Annotated in this window: 18 protein-coding genes; 6 read left to right on the top strand and 12 right to left on the bottom strand. The window is 58.9% G+C overall.

The annotated features are described in order from the left end of the window. Positions 1-16 precede the first annotated feature (16 nt). The gene (locus PVE98_RS19330) at positions 17-1201 is read right to left on the bottom strand and encodes a NupC/NupG family nucleoside CNT transporter (RefSeq protein WP_096072322.1); all 1185 of its coding nucleotides are present in this window, start codon (positions 1199-1201) and stop codon (positions 17-19) included. A 145-nt stretch (positions 1202-1346) separates the two neighbouring features. Here PVE98_RS19330 and rph point away from each other — a divergent pair, with 145 nt between their 5' ends. Both rph and pyrE read left to right on the top strand, forming a co-directional pair. Next, on the top strand, positions 1347-2063 hold the full coding sequence (gene rph / locus PVE98_RS19325) for a ribonuclease PH (RefSeq protein WP_033754298.1): 717 nt from the start codon (positions 1347-1349) through the stop codon (positions 2061-2063). A 49-nt stretch (positions 2064-2112) separates the two neighbouring features. Next, positions 2113-2754 (top strand): orotate phosphoribosyltransferase, encoded by a 642-nt coding sequence (gene pyrE, locus PVE98_RS19320; RefSeq protein ID WP_033754300.1) that lies wholly within the window; start codon positions 2113-2115, stop codon positions 2752-2754. Positions 2755-2814: 60 nt separating this feature from the next. Here pyrE and slmA read toward each other — a convergent pair whose 3' ends face one another. The 3 genes from slmA to coaBC form a co-directional block, all read right to left on the bottom strand. After that, positions 2815-3411 carry a nucleoid occlusion factor SlmA gene (gene slmA, locus PVE98_RS19315; RefSeq protein ID WP_033754303.1) on the bottom strand — a complete coding sequence of 199 codons (597 nt, stop codon included), beginning with the start codon at positions 3409-3411 and terminating at the stop codon, positions 2815-2817. Positions 3412-3522: 111 nt separating this feature from the next. Next, complete coding sequence (dut, locus tag PVE98_RS19310; RefSeq protein WP_033754307.1) at positions 3523-3981, bottom strand: dUTP diphosphatase; 459 nt, start codon at positions 3979-3981, stop codon at positions 3523-3525. Then, positions 3959-5182: a bifunctional phosphopantothenoylcysteine decarboxylase/phosphopantothenate--cysteine ligase CoaBC gene (gene coaBC, locus PVE98_RS19305; RefSeq protein ID WP_096072323.1), complete on the bottom strand. Its 1224-nt coding sequence runs from the start codon at positions 5180-5182 to the stop codon at positions 3959-3961. The genes dut and coaBC overlap by 23 nt, the downstream gene beginning before the upstream one ends. A gap of 180 nt (positions 5183-5362) precedes the next feature. Here coaBC and radC point away from each other — a divergent pair, with 180 nt between their 5' ends. The 4 genes from radC (at position 5363) to mutM (ending at position 7557) form a co-directional block, all read left to right on the top strand. Next, positions 5363-6019 (top strand): DNA repair protein RadC, encoded by a 657-nt coding sequence (gene radC, locus PVE98_RS19300; protein ID WP_096072324.1) that lies wholly within the window; start codon positions 5363-5365, stop codon positions 6017-6019. A gap of 243 nt (positions 6020-6262) precedes the next feature. Further along, the gene (rpmB, locus tag PVE98_RS19295; RefSeq protein WP_010616494.1) at positions 6263-6499 is read left to right on the top strand and encodes a 50S ribosomal protein L28; all 237 of its coding nucleotides are present in this window, start codon (positions 6263-6265) and stop codon (positions 6497-6499) included. Between the two features lie 11 nt (positions 6500-6510). Beyond that, on the top strand, positions 6511-6678 hold the full coding sequence (gene rpmG / locus PVE98_RS19290; protein ID WP_001051798.1) for a 50S ribosomal protein L33: 168 nt from the start codon (positions 6511-6513) through the stop codon (positions 6676-6678). Between the two features lie 69 nt (positions 6679-6747). Further along, positions 6748-7557, top strand: coding sequence for a bifunctional DNA-formamidopyrimidine glycosylase/DNA-(apurinic or apyrimidinic site) lyase (gene mutM, locus PVE98_RS19285; protein ID WP_333620361.1), 810 nt, complete (start codon positions 6748-6750; stop codon positions 7555-7557). On the opposite strand, the gene coaD is transcribed toward mutM, so the two are convergent. The 8 genes from coaD to PVE98_RS19245 all read right to left on the bottom strand — a co-directional run bounded on the left by coaD (position 7558) and on the right by PVE98_RS19245 (position 15716). Continuing rightward, the gene (gene coaD / locus PVE98_RS19280) at positions 7558-8037 is read right to left on the bottom strand and encodes a pantetheine-phosphate adenylyltransferase (protein WP_033754318.1); all 480 of its coding nucleotides are present in this window, start codon (positions 8035-8037) and stop codon (positions 7558-7560) included. Next, positions 8034-8810 (bottom strand): glycosyltransferase family 2 protein, encoded by a 777-nt coding sequence (locus PVE98_RS19275; RefSeq protein WP_313619842.1) that lies wholly within the window; start codon positions 8808-8810, stop codon positions 8034-8036. Before PVE98_RS19275 ends, coaD begins: the two co-directional genes overlap by 4 nt. Further along, positions 8810-10084, bottom strand: coding sequence for a lipid IV(A) 3-deoxy-D-manno-octulosonic acid transferase (waaA, locus tag PVE98_RS19270; RefSeq protein ID WP_048782874.1), 1275 nt, complete (start codon positions 10082-10084; stop codon positions 8810-8812). The genes PVE98_RS19275 and waaA overlap by 1 nt, the downstream gene beginning before the upstream one ends. A gap of 85 nt (positions 10085-10169) precedes the next feature. Beyond that, a complete protein-coding gene (locus PVE98_RS19265) occupies positions 10170-11303 on the bottom strand; it encodes a glycosyltransferase family 4 protein (RefSeq protein ID WP_096072326.1) in 1134 nt (377 codons plus the stop codon). Then, the gene (rfaQ, locus tag PVE98_RS19260; RefSeq protein ID WP_096072327.1) at positions 11296-12372 is read right to left on the bottom strand and encodes a putative lipopolysaccharide heptosyltransferase III; all 1077 of its coding nucleotides are present in this window, start codon (positions 12370-12372) and stop codon (positions 11296-11298) included. The genes PVE98_RS19265 and rfaQ overlap by 8 nt, the downstream gene beginning before the upstream one ends. A gap of 72 nt (positions 12373-12444) precedes the next feature. Next, the gene (locus PVE98_RS19255; protein ID WP_244951160.1) at positions 12445-13395 is read right to left on the bottom strand and encodes a glycosyltransferase; all 951 of its coding nucleotides are present in this window, start codon (positions 13393-13395) and stop codon (positions 12445-12447) included. Between the two features lie 44 nt (positions 13396-13439). Beyond that, positions 13440-14549 (bottom strand): glycosyltransferase family 9 protein, encoded by a 1110-nt coding sequence (locus PVE98_RS19250; RefSeq protein WP_407568535.1) that lies wholly within the window; start codon positions 14547-14549, stop codon positions 13440-13442. Positions 14550-14591: 42 nt separating this feature from the next. Continuing rightward, on the bottom strand, positions 14592-15716 hold the full coding sequence (locus tag PVE98_RS19245; RefSeq protein WP_096072330.1) for a glycosyltransferase: 1125 nt from the start codon (positions 15714-15716) through the stop codon (positions 14592-14594). Between the last annotated feature and the right edge of the window lie 45 nt (positions 15717-15761).

Raw genomic sequence — 15761 nt, 5'->3', positions numbered from 1 at the left:
GGCCGCCGTACAGAGATTAGATAAACAGACCGGCGAAGGCTGCCGACAGCAGGCTCACCAGCGTGGAGCCGTAGACCAGCTTCCAGCCGAACCGGGAGACCACATTGCCCTGCTGTTCGTTCAGTCCTTTGATCGCGCCGGCGACGATGCCGATCGAGGCGACGTTGGCGAACGACACCAGGAACACCGAGAGAATGCCCAGCCCGCGCGGCGTCATGCCGGCCGCCACCTTCTGCAGCTCAATCATCGCCACGAATTCGTTCGCCACCAGCTTGGTCGCCATAATACTGGCGGCCTGCAGCGCGTCGGCGGCAGGAATGCCGATCAGCCAGGCGAACGGATAGAAGAGATAACCGAGGATCTGCTGGAAGCTGTAGCCGAACAGCGCGCTGAATAGCGCATTGACCGCGGCGATCAGCGCGATAAAGCCGATAAGCATCGCCAGAATAATCATCGCGACCTTAAAGCCCGCCAGGATGTACTCGCCGAGCATCTCGAAAAAGCTTTGCTCTTCATGCAGCTTGTCGAGCGGAATCGCCGCTTCATCCTGCGCTTTGCCGGGATTGATAATCGAGAGAATAATAAAGGTGCTGAACATATTGAGCAGCAGCGCGGCCACCACATATTTCGGCTCGATCATCGACATATAGGCGCCGACGATAGAGAGCGACACGGTAGACATCGCCGTGGCGGCCATGGTGTAAAGGCGCTTCGGCGGAATATCGCCCAAAATGCCTTTATAGGCGATAAAGTTCTCCGACTGGCCGAGAACCAGCGTACTGACGGCGTTGAACGACTCGAGCTTGCCCATGCCGTTAACTTTCGACAGCAGCGTGCCTACCAGCCGAATCAGCAGCGGCAAAATGCGCCAGTGCTGCAGAATGCCGATCAGCGCCGAGATAAACACGATGGGGCAGAGCACGCCAAGAAAGATAAAGGCCAGCCCTTGCTTGCTCATATTGCCAAACACGAAGTCGGTGCCCTGCGCGGCGAAGGTCAGCAGTTTCTCAAAAAAGCCGCTGAAGGCGCCGACCGCCGCCTGTCCGCTGGAGGAGTGCAGGAAAAACCAGCCCAGCGCGGCTTCCACCACGATCAGCTGCACGATGTAACGCAGGCGTATCTGTTTACGGTCATGACTGACCAGCAGCGCAAGGGCGAAAATCACCGCCAGCGCCAGCAGGAAATGAAGAATTGAGGTCATACTTTTTATTTTCAGTGAGTGAGGAAGGCGCATTTAGCCACAGACCGAGCGGAAATTCATCCGCCGATGCGTAATCCCGTCAGCAAGACAGGCGACGAGGAAGTCCGTATAATGCGCAGCCAATTCATTTCAGCCGGAGATTACCATGCGTCCAGCAGGCCGAAGCGCACAGCAGGTGCGTCCCGTCACCCTGACCCGAAACTACACCAAACATGCCGAGGGCTCAGTACTGGTGGAGTTCGGCGAAACCAAAGTGCTCTGCACTGCTACCGTGGAAGAGAGTGTCCCGCGTTTCCTGAAAGGACAGGGACAAGGCTGGGTAACCGCCGAATATGGCATGCTGCCGCGCTCCACCCATAGCCGTATGGCGCGTGAAGCGGCCAAGGGCAAACAGGGCGGACGTACGCTGGAAATCCAGCGCCTGATCGCCCGCTCGCTGCGCGCGGCGGTCGATCTCAAAGCGCTGGGCGAATTTACCATCACGCTGGACTGCGACGTGATCCAGGCTGACGGCGGCACCCGTACCGCGTCGATTACCGGCGCCTGCGTGGCGCTGGCCGATGCGCTGAACAAGCTGGTGGCCGACGGCAAGCTGAAAGCGAACCCGATGAAAGGCATGGTGGCGGCGATTTCCGTCGGCATCGTTGAAGGCGAAGCGCGCTGCGATCTGGAGTATGTAGAAGACTCCGCCGCCGAAACCGACATGAACGTGGTGATGCTGGAAGATGGCCGCATGATCGAAGTGCAGGGCACGGCGGAAGGCGAGCCGTTCAGTCATGAGGAGCTGCTGTCGCTGCTCGCGCTGGCGCGCGGCGGCATCGAGGAACTGATTCAGGCGCAGAAAGCGGCGCTGAACAACTGATTTACCAGGCGACCAGAGAGTCGCCTTTTTTTTGCGAGAGGAGTGAGAGATGAAAGCCTGGCAGCGTCAGTTTATTGAATTCGCCCTGAACAAGCAGGTGCTGAAGTTCGGCGAATTTACCCTGAAGTCTGGCCGTAAAAGCCCCTATTTTTTCAATGCCGGCCTGTTCAACAGCGGTCGCGATCTGGCGCTGCTGGGCCGTTTCTACGCGCAGGCGTTAGTGGACGGCGGCGTCGACTTCGATCTGCTGTTCGGACCCGCCTATAAAGGCATTCCTATCGCCACCACCACCGCCGTGGCGCTGGCCGATCACCATGACCGCGACGTGCCCTACTGCTTCAACCGCAAAGAGGCGAAAGATCATGGCGAAGGCGGCCTGCTGGTAGGCAGCCCGCTGGCGGGCCGCGTTATGCTGGTGGATGACGTCATCACCGCCGGCACGGCGATACGCGAATCGATGGACATTATCAACGCGCACAACGCCACGCTGGCGGGCGTGCTGATTTCCCTGGATCGACAGGAGCGCGGACGTGGCGATATTTCAGCGATTCAGGAGGTGGAGCGCGACTATAAATGTCAGGTTACCGCCATCATTACCCTGAAGGATCTGATTAGCTACCTGGAAGAGAAGCCGGAAATGGCGGACCATCTGGCGAAAGTGCGCGCCTATCAGAAAGAGTACGGCATTTAATGCCGATGGCTTCCCTTTCCCGCCTGGGAAAGGGAAGCCAGCCCGGCTGACGTGCGCGGACTACACCAGCTGCGCGGCCAGCAGCGGCCAGCGGATATCGAAGTCGGCGGTCGGCCGAAAACGAAATTCCGAGCGCACGTAGCGCGACAGGATGCCTTCGCAAAACGCCAGTAGCTGGCTCGCCAGCAGCGCTTCGTCCGTCTCGAAGCCTTCGCCTTCACGCATTCTGCGCTCGCGCATTACCTGACGTAGCTGCACTTCAATACGCTCAAACAGCTGATTAATGCGCCCCTGCAGGCGATCCTGCTCAAACATCAGCGCATGGCCGGTCAAAATGCGGGTTAGCCCCGGATTACGCTCACCAAATCCCAGAATCAGCTGCACGATAAGACGCAGGCGCGCCATCGTCTCTTTTTCATCTTTCAGGATCAGATTGATGCGGGTAATCAGACTGTCTTCAATAAACTCAATCAGGCTGTCGAACATGCGCGTTTTGCTGGGAAAGTGGCGATAGAGCGCCGCTTCAGAAACGCCGACGGTGGCCGCCAGCTTGGCGGTGGTAATACGCTGGCTACCGTCACTGGATTCCAGCATTTGCGCCAACGCCTGCAAAATTTCTTCGCGACGGTTCCGTTTGGCGAGTTTTTTTTCTGCCATGACCTTAAAAACCCCTGAAATTCACCTTAAACAGGCACATCTTCCTGTCAGCCCTAAGCGCGAAGCTTAAGGCTGATAAGAAATAAACAGATGGTTAAGCAAAAATGGGCGTTACTGGTGGCCTGAATGACCGAAACCGCCTTCGCCGCGGGCGCTGGCGTCGAAATCTTCCACCAGGTTGAACTCTGCCTGAACGACCGGTACGAAGACCAGCTGCGCAAGACGATCCCCTGGCTGCAGCGTAAAGCTCTGCTGGCCACGGTTCCAGACCGATACCATCAGCTGGCCCTGATAGTCGGAGTCGATCAGGCCCACCAGATTGCCCAGCACGATGCCGTGCTTATGACCCAGGCCGGAGCGCGGCAGGATAACCGCCGCCAGGCTGGGATCGCCGATGTGGATCGCCAGGCCGGTCGGCACCAGCGTGGTCATGCCGGGCGTGATTTCCAGCGCGCTGTCCAAGCAGGCGCGCAAATCGAGCCCGGCGGAGCCAGAGGTCGCGTAGGTCGGCAATGGGAACTCCGCGCCCACGCGCGCGTCAAGAATCTTAACGTCGATTTTTTTCATCATAAAGGCGGACAATCTCGTCTAATAAATGTTGGCCAAGGAGCGTCTTATCGCTGAGCGGTAAGCGTTTTTCTCCCTCCTGCCAAAAAAGGTGAAGCGCATTGGTATCGCTGTTAAAACCCTGTCCGGCTTTCGCTACGTCGTTAGCGCAGATCAGGTCCAGATTTTTTCTTACCCGTTTTTGTCGTGCGTATTCTTCCACATTCTGGGTTTCTGCGGCAAATCCAACCACGTAGGGCCGGTTTTGCGACATTGCGGCGACGCCCGCCACGATATCCGGGTTTTTCACCAGCTGGAGCGTGATGGCATCATCTTCGCCGCCCTGTTTTTTCATCTTTTCCGTCGCGATGGCCGCAGCGCGATAGTCCGCTACGGCGGCGCTGGCGATAAAAATGTGCTGTTTCGCCGCGTCAGCCATCACGGCGGCCTCCATCTCCAGCGCGGAAGTCACGTCGATACGGCGGACCGCTGGCGGCGTCGGCAGGCTCACCGGGCCGCTTACCAGCGTTACGCTGGCGCCACGGCTGGCGGCGGCGGCGGCAATGGCGAAGCCCATCTTGCCGGAGCTATGGTTGCTGATATAGCGCACCGGGTCGAGCGCTTCGCGCGTTGGACCGGCGGTGATCATAATGTTGAGATGTTGCAGATCGTTGACGGGCGAGGCCCACTGCACCGCATGGTCGACAATTACCAGCGGATCGAGCATGCGGCCAGGGCCCATGTCGCCGCACGCCTGGCTGCCGCTGTCGGGCCCCCAAATCAGCAGGCCGCGCGCCGCAAGCTGCTGCAGATTATGCTGCGTGACGGCGGCGCGATACATCTGCTGGTTCATCGCCGGCACCACAGCGACAGGCGCGGCGGTGGCGAGGCAGGCGGTGGTCACCAGGTCGTTGGCCATACCGGCGTGCAAACGGGCGATAAGGTCGGCCGACGCTGGCGCCAGCACCACTAAATCGGCCCATTTCGCCAGTTCGATATGGCCCATCGCCGCTTCGGCCGCGGGATCGAGCAGGTCTTCGAATACCGGATGGCCGGAAACGGCCTGCAGGCTGAGCGGCGTAATAAAGGCCTTGGCGGCGGGCGTCATCATAACGCGCACTTCGGCGCCGCGATCGCGCAGGCGTCGCACCAGCTCGGGCGCTTTATACGCCGCGATGCCGCCGCTCACGCCAAGCAGAATTTTTTTTCCGGCTAATCCCATCATGCTGTAGGCCTCATTTCGCTGGATGCCGCGTCAGGCACGGCAAGTGGCAGGACTTTATCATAAAGCCGCCTCCGCGCCTTTTCACCTCCTGCGTTTGCGAGCCGCCTCGTAAATCCGGCAGAAGTTACTGGTTAAGTATACAGTATTTAATCATGATGTCGTCAACGGCAGGAGGCATTTATGGACGATATGACACCACGGGAAAAATTGCGGTTGATGGGCGCAGAGGCGTTAAGCGACGTCGAGCTGCTGGCGATCTTTCTGCGCACCGGCACGGTCGGCGCGAATGTCATCACGCTGGCGCAGCAGATGCTGCAGCGGTTCGACTCTCTTTATCACATCATGACCGCGGCACCGGCGGAGTTCGACGAGATAAAGGGCGTCGGCGCCGCCAAGCTGGCGCAGCTGCACGCCATCGCTGAACTGGCGCGGCGCTTTTTCGCCAGTCAGATGGCGCGGGAAGATGTTATGGCGAACCCGCAGGTCACGCGACACTATTTGCAGAGCGTGCTGGCGCATCAGGAGCGAGAAATCTTTATGGCGCTGTTTCTTGATAATCAGCACCGCGTATTACAGGCGCAGAAGATCTTTATGGGCTCTATCAACAGCGTCGAGGTGCATCCGCGCGAAATCGTGCGCGAGGCGCTGAAGCTTAACGCGGCGGCGATTATTCTCGCGCATAATCATCCTTCCGGCATGGCGGAGCCGAGCCGCGCCGATCGCCATATTACCCATAAGGTCAGCGCGGCCTGTACCCTGCTGAATATTCGCCTGCTCGATCATCTGGTGATCGGTCACGGCGAATATGTCTCTTTTGCGGAGCGCGGATGGCTGTAAAAAGCCAGGGCCGGCAGGTGCAGATGGCGGGTTTTTGCACGATCTTCAGGGATCTTTATCTGTTCGGGACTTGAGCACTTGCGCTGAGCGGCGTATACTACGCCACCTTTGAGAATCTCGGGTTTGGCGTTTGGGCCAGCTTAGCGGGTTCACATGGAACTCGCCTGGCGGGCTATGAGCCTGACGAGGCGGCCAAGACCTAGTTTTTAAAGCTCGAGCTGATTTGATTTTTGGAGAATAGACATGTCACGAGTCTGCCAGGTAACTGGAAAGCGTCCGGTGACCGGTAACAACCGTTCCCACGCAATGAACGCGACGAAACGCCGTTTCCTTCCGAACCTGCACTCACACCGTTTTTGGGTTGAGAGCGAGAAGCGCTTCGTTACTCTTCGTGTATCTGCTAAAGGTATGCGTGTTATTGATAAAAAGGGCATCGATACGGTTCTGGCCGAAATCCGCGCCCGTGGTGAGAAGTACTAAGGAACTGAATCATGGCTAAAGGTATTCGTGAGAAGATCAAGCTGGTTTCCTCTGCTGGTACAGGTCACTTCTATACCACCACGAAGAACAAACGTACTAAACCTGAGAAGCTGGAACTGAAAAAGTTCGATCCGGTTGTACGTCAGCACGTGATCTACAAAGAAGCCAAAATTAAATAATTTTGGTGTTCTGTGAAAAACCCGGCTTCGGCCGGGTTTTTTGTTTTTGCCGCTTTTTGAGGAGAGAACATGCCGGAATTACCCGAGGTCGAAACCAGCCGACGCGGCATAGAACCGCATCTGGTGGGCGAAAAAATTTTACATGCGGTGGTGCGCAATGGCCGCCTGCGCTGGCCGGTGTCGCAGGAAATCCATGCGCTCAGCGACCAGCCTGTGCTGAGCGTGCAGCGCCGCGCCAAATATCTGCTGCTGGAACTGCCGCACGGCTGGATCATTATCCACCTCGGCATGTCCGGCAGCCTGCGCGCGCTGCCGGAAGAGCAGCCCGCCGCGAAGCATGACCATGTCGATTTAGTGATGAGCAACGGCAAAGTGCTGCGCTACACCGATCCGCGCCGCTTCGGCGCCTGGCTGTGGAGCACCGATCCCGAAGGCAGCAACGTGCTGGCGCACCTGGGACCTGAACCGCTCGGCGACGCCTTTAGCGGCGACTATCTGTATGAGAAGTCGCGCGGCAAGCGCACAGCGGTCAAACAGTGGCTGATGGACAACAAAGTGGTGGTCGGCGTCGGCAATATCTACGCCAGCGAATCGCTGTTCACGGCGGGGATCCTGCCCGATCGTCCGGCGATGAGCCTGAGCGATGAAGAGGCGCAGCGTCTGGCCGCGACCATTAAAGCGGTGCTGCTGCGTTCGATAGAGCAGGGCGGCACCACGCTGCGCGACTTTTTACAGAGCGACGGCAAGCCCGGCTATTTCGCTCAGGAGCTGCAGGTTTACGGCCGCGCCGGCGAACCCTGTCGCGCCTGCGGCACGCCCATCGTCAGCGGCAAGCATGGGCAGCGCAGCACCTTCTGGTGCCCCAACTGCCAGCGTTAATCAGGCCAGCTTCGCCAGTAGCGCCTGCAGCACGTGCGGCGGCAGAAAGGCGCTGACGTCGCCGCCGTGACGCGCCACCTCTTTGACCAGCGAAGAAGAGACGAAAGAGAAGCCTTCGGTCGGCATCAGAAACACGCTCTCCAGCGTCGGCAGCAGATGGCGGTTCATATGGGCGAGCTGCATCTCATACTCGAAGTCGGAAACCGCGCGCAGGCCGCGCACCAGCACGTTGGCCTGCTGCGCCCGGGCGAAGTTCGCCATCAAATCACTAAATCCCGCCACCTCGACGTTCGGCAGATGCGCCACCATGTTTTGCGCCAGCTCGACGCGCTCGTCCAGGCTAAACATCGGCTTCTTGCTCGGGCTGGCGGCGACTGCCAGCACCACCCGATCGAACATCCGCGCGGCGCGCGTCACGATATCGAGATGGCCGAGCGTAACGGGATCGAAGGTTCCGGGATAAATCGCTTTAGTGCTCATAGACGGCCTTTGTCTGCGGCATGATTCAGCGCCCACAGCGCGGAATATTTGTTGAAGGTGTACTGCGCGTTGACCACGGCCAGAATCCAGCCCTGTTTGCCGTCGAGAAAGCCTGCGCGCAGCAAAAGCGTTTTCAGAAAGGCGCCCAGCGTATGGGAAAAAACAGAGAAGAGGCCGCAGCGCTTGCCGCGCTGATGGCGCTCCTGCGCCCAGGCGGCGGCGTAGGCCAGCTGCTTCTGCTGGAAAACGATCAGGTCACGGCAGGTGAGATGTTGCAGGTCGCCCTGCAGCCGCACCACCGGCGCGCCCTGCGTTTCCAGCGACTCGTGCACCAGGTTGTCGTTATAGCTCAGCGCGCGTGGATAGAGGCGCATAACGCGATCCGGGTACCAGCCGCTGTGACGCATAAAGCGGCCGAGAAAGAGGTTGCTGCGGTTCAGACTGTAGACGGTACCGGAAGGCGGCTGCGTCAGTACCGCTTCAATGCTGGCGCGCAGCGTCGGCGTCACGCGCTCGTCGGCATCGATCATCAGAATCATCTCGCCGCTGGCGTAGCGCTGCGCGCGCTGGCGCTGTTTGCCGAATCCGGCCCACGCCTCGGCGCGATAGACTTTAGCGCCAGCCTGGCGCGCAATCTCGGCGGTCTCGTCGCTGCTGCCGGAGTCCAGCAGGATAATCTCGTCCGCCCAGCTGACGGAGGCGAGACAGTCGGGCAGCAGTGCCGCTTCGTTTTTGGCGATCATCACTACGGAAAGGCGTTGGCGAGCGGTCATCAGTGGGCCCGCGGCGGTAAATGGGGTTCAAGCAACTGCAGCAAACGCTGCAGCGCGCCCTGATTCTGATGCAGCACTTCGACCGCATGACGGCCGTAATAAAGACGGTAATCTTCATCCTGCAGCAGATTGGTCACCTCTTTCTCCAGCGATATCACGTCGGTCACGGTAATCAGGCCCTGCGCCTGCTGTAACCTGGCGCAGATATCTTTAAAGTTCCAGATATGCGGACCCATCAGCACCGGAATGGCGTGGGCGGCAGGCTCCAGCGGATTGTGTCCGCCGCGCTCTACCAGGCTGCCGCCGACGAAAGCGAGGTCGGCGATGCCATAAAGCAGCATCAGCTCGCCCATGGTGTCGCCGATCACCACCTGGGTCGAACCGGAAGGAATTTCGCCGCTGCTGCGCAGGATAAAGCTGAAGTTGCGTTTCTGCGTCAGGTTGCGCGCATCGGTGAAACGCTCCGGATGGCGAGGCACCAGAATCAACAGCAGATCGGGAAAGGTTTGCAGCAGGCGACGATGGGCATCCAGCACGATCGCCTCTTCCCCTTCGTGAGTGCTGGTGGCGATCCAGACCGGACGGCGCGGCGCCCACTGACGACGCAGCGTTATCGCTCTGGCGGCCAGTTCGGGCGTTACGGAAATATCGAATTTCAGGCTGCCTGTCACCGCCAGCTGCGAGCGTTTCAGCCCCAGCGCAAGAAAGCGGTCGGCATCTTCCGTATTCTGCGCGGCAATCAGGGTAATGCGCTGCAGCAGGTCGCGCATAAAGCCGCCCAGCTTGCGATAGCCTTTAGCGGAACGCTCCGACAGGCGCGCATTGGCGATGACCAGCGGGATCTGACGCTGATGCAGGATGCGGATAATATTGGGCCACAGCTCGGTTTCCATGATGATTACCAGCCGCGGATTGACCGTGTCGAGAAAACGGTTGATGGCGCCAGGCAGATCGTAAGGCAGATAAACGTGATGCACATCTTTGCCGAACGCCGACTGCGCGCGCTCAGAGCCGGTCGGCGTCATGGTGGTCACGGTAATCGGCAAGGTCGGATAGCGATGACGCAGCGCGCGCACCAGGGGAACCGCTGCCAGGGTTTCGCCGACGGAGACCGAATGCAGCACGATACCGTCCGGCTCCACTTTTCCCGTGCAGTAGCCGTAGCGCTCTGCCCAGCGTTTACGGTACGCCGGCGCTTTACGGCCGCGCAGCCAGAGGCGCAGCCAGATGAGCGGCTGGATGAGGTAGAGCAAAACGGTATAGAGGGTTGTCATAGTTATCGTTTCGACAGCCTGGCAGAAAAAATTTCACATAAATCAATCTATGTTACCAGAAAGCCCAGATAGGCTCACCACTTTGTCAGCGTCGCAGCAGGACCTGCTGATAAAGGGAAGTCAGCGACTGCGCCAGACGCTGAGGACCGTAAGGCTCGATTCTGCGCCTTGCGGCTTCGCCTAAACGCGAATCAACCGAAAGCGAGGGTATCGACATAATAGCCTGGTTTAATCCCTTGATATCTAACGCATCGCAAACGAAGCCTTCCTGACCAGCGGTAATAAATTCCGCGCCGCCGCAGCCGGTACTGGTGATCACCGGCAAACCGCAGGCCATCGCCTCCAGCACGACATTTGGAAAGGGATCGTAGAGCGTCGGCAGCAGCAGGCCGTCGGCGGCGTGGTAGAAGGGCTGCACATCCTGCTGCACGCCGACGAACCGCAGCCTGTCGAGGCAGTTCAGCTGATTGGCGAGCTGCTGATAGCGTGACAGCTGCTTGTCCTGGCCGACCACAATCAGATAGCGGTCGCTGTTCGCCAGCGCTTCGATTGCCGCCTTTAGTCCTTTACGCTCGAAGCCGGAGCCGACGTAGATGAGTACCGTCGCGTTCTCCGGCAGCTGCAGCTGCTGACGCGTCGCACGGCGGCTCGCCTCGCTGGCGGGCTGAAAGCGCTGAGCGTCAATTGCGTTATGGATAACGTGGATTTTCTCCGCACTCAGCGAAAAGCAGCGCAGGATGTCGCGCTTCACCATCTCTGAGTTGCAGATGACCGCCTTCAGGGACGCGGCGTTGAACATTTCCGCTTCCGCCCGCAGCACGTAGCGATGATAGGGACTCAGGGCGGCGCTGATGCGCTGCCACGGCGAGACGATGCGCGCCCGCTGCTCCAGCCAGACGCGATGCACGCCATCGCCGGCGCGAAAAATATCGCAGCCCGCGATGCGCTCGTGGCTCTGGACAATATCGAACCGCTCTTTTTCCCAGCAGGCGCGCGCCGCGCGCGCAAAACCGCGCTCGCGCGAAATCCGTCCCAGCTTCGGCGGATTGCAAATGTGCAGATGCCAGTCGGGATTCGGCGTTCCCTGCCAGCTGCGCGTGATGATATTGAGATCCAGCTGCTCGCTGCCAAGCGCTTCCAGCGCGCGCGAGATAAAGCGTTCGGCGCCGCCGTCGGGGCGATACTTCTGTCGGACGATCGCCAGGCGTAATTTAGTCATGGAGAAAATCCCTTGCGGCTTCGACCACATCGTCGACTGGAATAGCGCTGAGATAGCGCTCGCGGGTGTTGGTATCGATGGCGTCGGGATTGGGCAGCGGGCCGTAATCGCCGGCCCAGATAACGCGATTATGGTCGCCCCATGGCCGCCAGAACTGCAGCTTGGTCGGCCCGAACAGCGCGATGCAGGGCGTGTCGAGCGCGGCGGCCATATGCATCGGCGCGGAGTCGACGCCGATAAAGAGTCGGGCGCGATCGATCAACGCCGCCAGCTGCGGCAGCGTGAGCTGGCCCGCCAGCGTCACCAGATGCGGCGTCGTGCAGAGCGCCTGGATGCGCGCGATCATCGCCATCTCATGCTTGTCGGGCGCGGCGGTCAATACCACTTTGCGGTTCGCCTGCGCCAGCTGGTCGATGGTCGCGGCGACCTTCTCCTCTTCCCAGCACTTAAAATTCCAGCGAGAGGTAGGCTGAAAGACGATGAACGCCGAGTCGACGCCCTGTTCAGCCAGCAGCGCATCGATTTTTTGTCCGTCGACGGCGCTGTAGTGCATAGAGGCGCGCGCGCCCTGCGGCGAGATGCCGAGCGGCGTCAGCGCCGTCATATTCTGCTCTACCGTATGCAGCTGATTATGGTTGCTGGTCGGCACCAGACAGTTGTGGCAGCGCCGCCAGAAGGCGTTATTGCGCTTATTGAATGCGAAGCCGATACGCAGCGGCGCGCCGCTAACCAGGGTAATCAGCGCGCTGCGCCACTGGTCGGCGAGATTGATAACGATATCGTAATGGCTGGCGCGCACGGCGGCGAGCAGGTCGCGCTCGTGGCGCAGTTTGCGCCAGCTTCCTTCCTGCTTCCACTTGCGGTCGATAACGTGCAGCTGGCGAATTGCCGGATGTGCCTCCAGCATCGGCCGCGTCTCTTTGTAGAGCAGCACGTCGATATTGGCCTGCGGATAGCGCTGGCGCAGCGCGTTGATAACCGGCGTGGTAAGCAGCATATCGCCGTGGTGGCGCAGCTTGATTAGCAAAATATTGTGTGGGGTAACGTCTGCGTGAGTCGGGTTTGCCATACACAAATGCTCTTAATTTTCAGTGAGGCGATTGTAGGGCAAACCCTTCGGAGGGGAAACCTGCGGCGGCGGTTATTTGTCTCGCCAGCGCCAGAGGCGACTCAGCCACAGCAGCAGCTGATACCACTGTTTAACGCCACGCGCATTGCGCAGCATACGCAGATGCGTCTTGCTGGCGAAAATATCCTGGATAATCGCCTGTTTCGCGGCCGGGTCGGGCTCGCGACGCACGCAGTGGCAGACGCTCAACGCTTCGTGAGTAATCTGCGCATGAAAAGCCGGATAGATGGTCACGCTCTCTTTGTAGCGCGCGTTGATCTCCTCCAGCATGCGGGCGATCTTCAGGTAGTGGCGCTGATACTCCACGTTGCGCTGGCCGGTGCGCTTGCGGTTGCTGATCGAGGCGTCGTGCATGTAGTAGCGATAGAGCACCTGTTCGGTATAGCGCACGCGCCGCGCGTTAAACATAAATTCGGTGGTCCAGGGAATATCCTGATGATGCAAACCGGGTTCGAACCAGAGCTGCTTCTGCGCGATCAGCGACCGGCGGTAGATGCCCAGCCAGACCACATGCAGGTAACGCCGGGTTTTCAGCGCGGTATTCAGCCACGCTGCGCCGTCCAGCACCGGCGTGCTGCGCAGGCGCTCCAGCGGGATCATCGGCCTGGTGCGCTGGTCGCGCTGGAAAAACCATTCGGCATTGCACTGCGCGGCGTCGAGATCGTCCTGTTCCGCCATCTCTACCAGCGTTTTATACATCTCGGGCCGCATGGTGTCGTCTGAATCGGGAAAGGTGACGTACTTGCCGCGCGCGACGCGCAGTCCGGCATTGCGCGCGCGCGATACGCCGCCGTTTTCCTGATGAATAACCCTGATATGGGGATGCTGCGCCGCCCAGGCGTCGGCGCGCGCGCCGGAATCGTCGGTAGAGCCGTCGTCGACGATAATGATTTCCAGCGAGGTCAGAGTCTGCGCCAGCAGCGACTGCATAAAGGCATCGAACATCTCGCCAGCGTTGTACATGGGAGAGATGATACTGAGCAAAGGGGAAGAATCAGGCTGTCCTGTCATATTGTTCGTTTGTTTTTCCGTCGCGCCAGCTGCTTGTCCAGCCTGGCGGAAATAAAATCGTGGATATCGTTAAGCTTGCGGGCGTCCAGCTTATAGAGCTGTTCAGCCGGATGATGAAACTGATAGAGCGCCTCAAAGACAAACGAGGAGGGCGCTATGTGATCTGGGCCAATCAACAGCACGTCGCCAAGAGGGCGTTGCTCCTCAACGCTGCACGGCCCGTATATCAGGATCACCGGCACCTGCTGCGCGTCCGCGATATAGACATTCCCGGAGTCCGAGGCGACGTAAAAGTCCATTTCGCCAATAGCGGCCGGCAGGCTTTCCAGCGGAAGCTTACCGATGAGATTAACAATATTCTCTCGCTCGCCGGTTATCTTGAAGAGCTCCTGCATGCGGGTCTGCTCATTGGGGGCGCCAAAGGCGTAAAAAGTGCAGGGTAAATCGTCCAGGCTATCGAACAGCGTTTTCCAGATGGCGGGTGGAATGGTTTTAGCCTGGTTGCCAGCGGTGATGCTGAAGCCGATCCTGGCGCCCTGACCCGAATAAATCTCTTCCGGCAGACTTTCCGGCTGCCAGAGCGGACGGGTAGCGTGGGTAGGGTAGCTCTCTTTAGTAAAAGAGCGGTCGGCCAGTTTTAAATAGTTCTCTACCGTTAGCGTGTTTTTTTCATGGCTGACCACGCCGCTGGCGGTCAGGTAAAAAATGTCCTGATAGGCTTTGCGCTTATAGGTGGTTAAAAATTGCTTATTGCTGGCGTTGCAGCAGGCGGCGATAAATAAATTGAGGTTGTTGGGATGCAGCAGATAGATATTGTCGTAACGATTGAGGAACTGCCATATCAGCCTGAACTTCTTTATCAGGCTGCTTTTGTGATCTTCGATATACCAGAGGGTCTCCAGCGTATCGTCGCGCTCCGCCAGCGGCGCAACGCTGCGGCTTAATAGCGCATCACTTTTTTGCAGATGGGCAAGCAGCGGCGTGATATTCACGAAATCGCCGATTTTTGCTGTCTGAATCACCAGATTTTTACCCGTGCGAGGATGCAGCAGCTTCATCACCCACTTGACCGGCAGAAACAGCAGAAAAAGTATTACGTAATTCAAAATATTTTCCCTTTATCCGGTCACGCCGAAAGGGAGACCTTTTTAGCTCGTAAGCTGCGGAGCGGCAGATAATTCCGTGTGCGACCGCTGCGCAAGCTGTAGATACTGCTCGCAAATAACGGAGAGACTATAAATGCTTAGGTCGAGATGATGCAACTCGGGCGGGTAATGATAGATTTCACGCATTTTCTCCGCCAGAGAGGCGGCGTTCATCTCAGCGAGTCCACGCGCCAAATCGTGCGTCAGAATCGTTGCCGGTCCGCCCGGGCAGCGCGTGCTGACGACCGGCGTCTGGCAGATTAACGCTTCGACCAGCACGTTGCCGAATCCTTCGCTATCGGAGCTGACGACCAGCAGCCGGGCATGGCGTATCCAGGGATAGGGATTCGCCTGGAATCCCTGAAAAATCACCCGTTCTGCAATACCCAGGCTATCCGCCAGGCGGCGCAGCTGCGCCGCGCGTTCAGTGCTGCCCTGGCCAAGCAGCACCAGCGGAGCCTGAATACCGCTTTGCGCATAGGCCTCAAGCAGCCTGTCGTGGCGTTTGGTTTCGTGGAAGCGGCCCACATGAAGAATGAAATCGGTGCCGGCCAGCGGGCAGGGTTTCGCCGCCAGCTGTTTTATCTGTTCAAAATCGAATGGATTGGCGATCACCTGGGTACGGCTCGGTCGCACGCCGACGTTTTCAATTAAATCTTCGAGCACGTAAGGCGAGACGGCAATCAGCTGGCAATTCTGGTAGACGTGGCGAATTTTTAAGCGCTTCAGCCACAGAGAGAACCCCGACTTACGCGCCAGGTAAGAGGCTGAAAAGACGCCGTGCAGGCAATACCAGGTTTTACGGGGATCCAGCACGCGTGAGTGCCTGACGATACGATCGGTTTTATGGAGGTGCGACAGCGCCAGGTCGAACGCGCCCTCAGCCTTCTGCGCCTGGCTAACGGCCTGATCGAGCAGACGCGCGCGACGATGCGTTTCGGTGAGTTTACGCCAGGGTAGTTTACAGCGGTCTTTAATCACCTTGTAATCGACGCCTTCGGGAATAGGGTAGTCGCATACGCTACGTAAAGAGAAGAGCGAGACGCGATGTCCCAGCGCCACCAGCCCTTCCGCCAGCGTCAGCACGACTTTCTCAGCGCCTCCGCCAGGCAAGCCATCAATGATCATCAGTATGCGTTTCGACAAAATACCTACCTCAACATGCCAGCCTGT

Origin of the sequence: Pantoea sp. GABEPS69, from assembly GCF_045780835.1 — a bacterium.
Lineage (GTDB): Bacteria > Pseudomonadota > Gammaproteobacteria > Enterobacterales > Enterobacteriaceae > Pantoea > Pantoea septica.
This window is presented reverse-complemented; position numbering and strand designations above follow the sequence as displayed.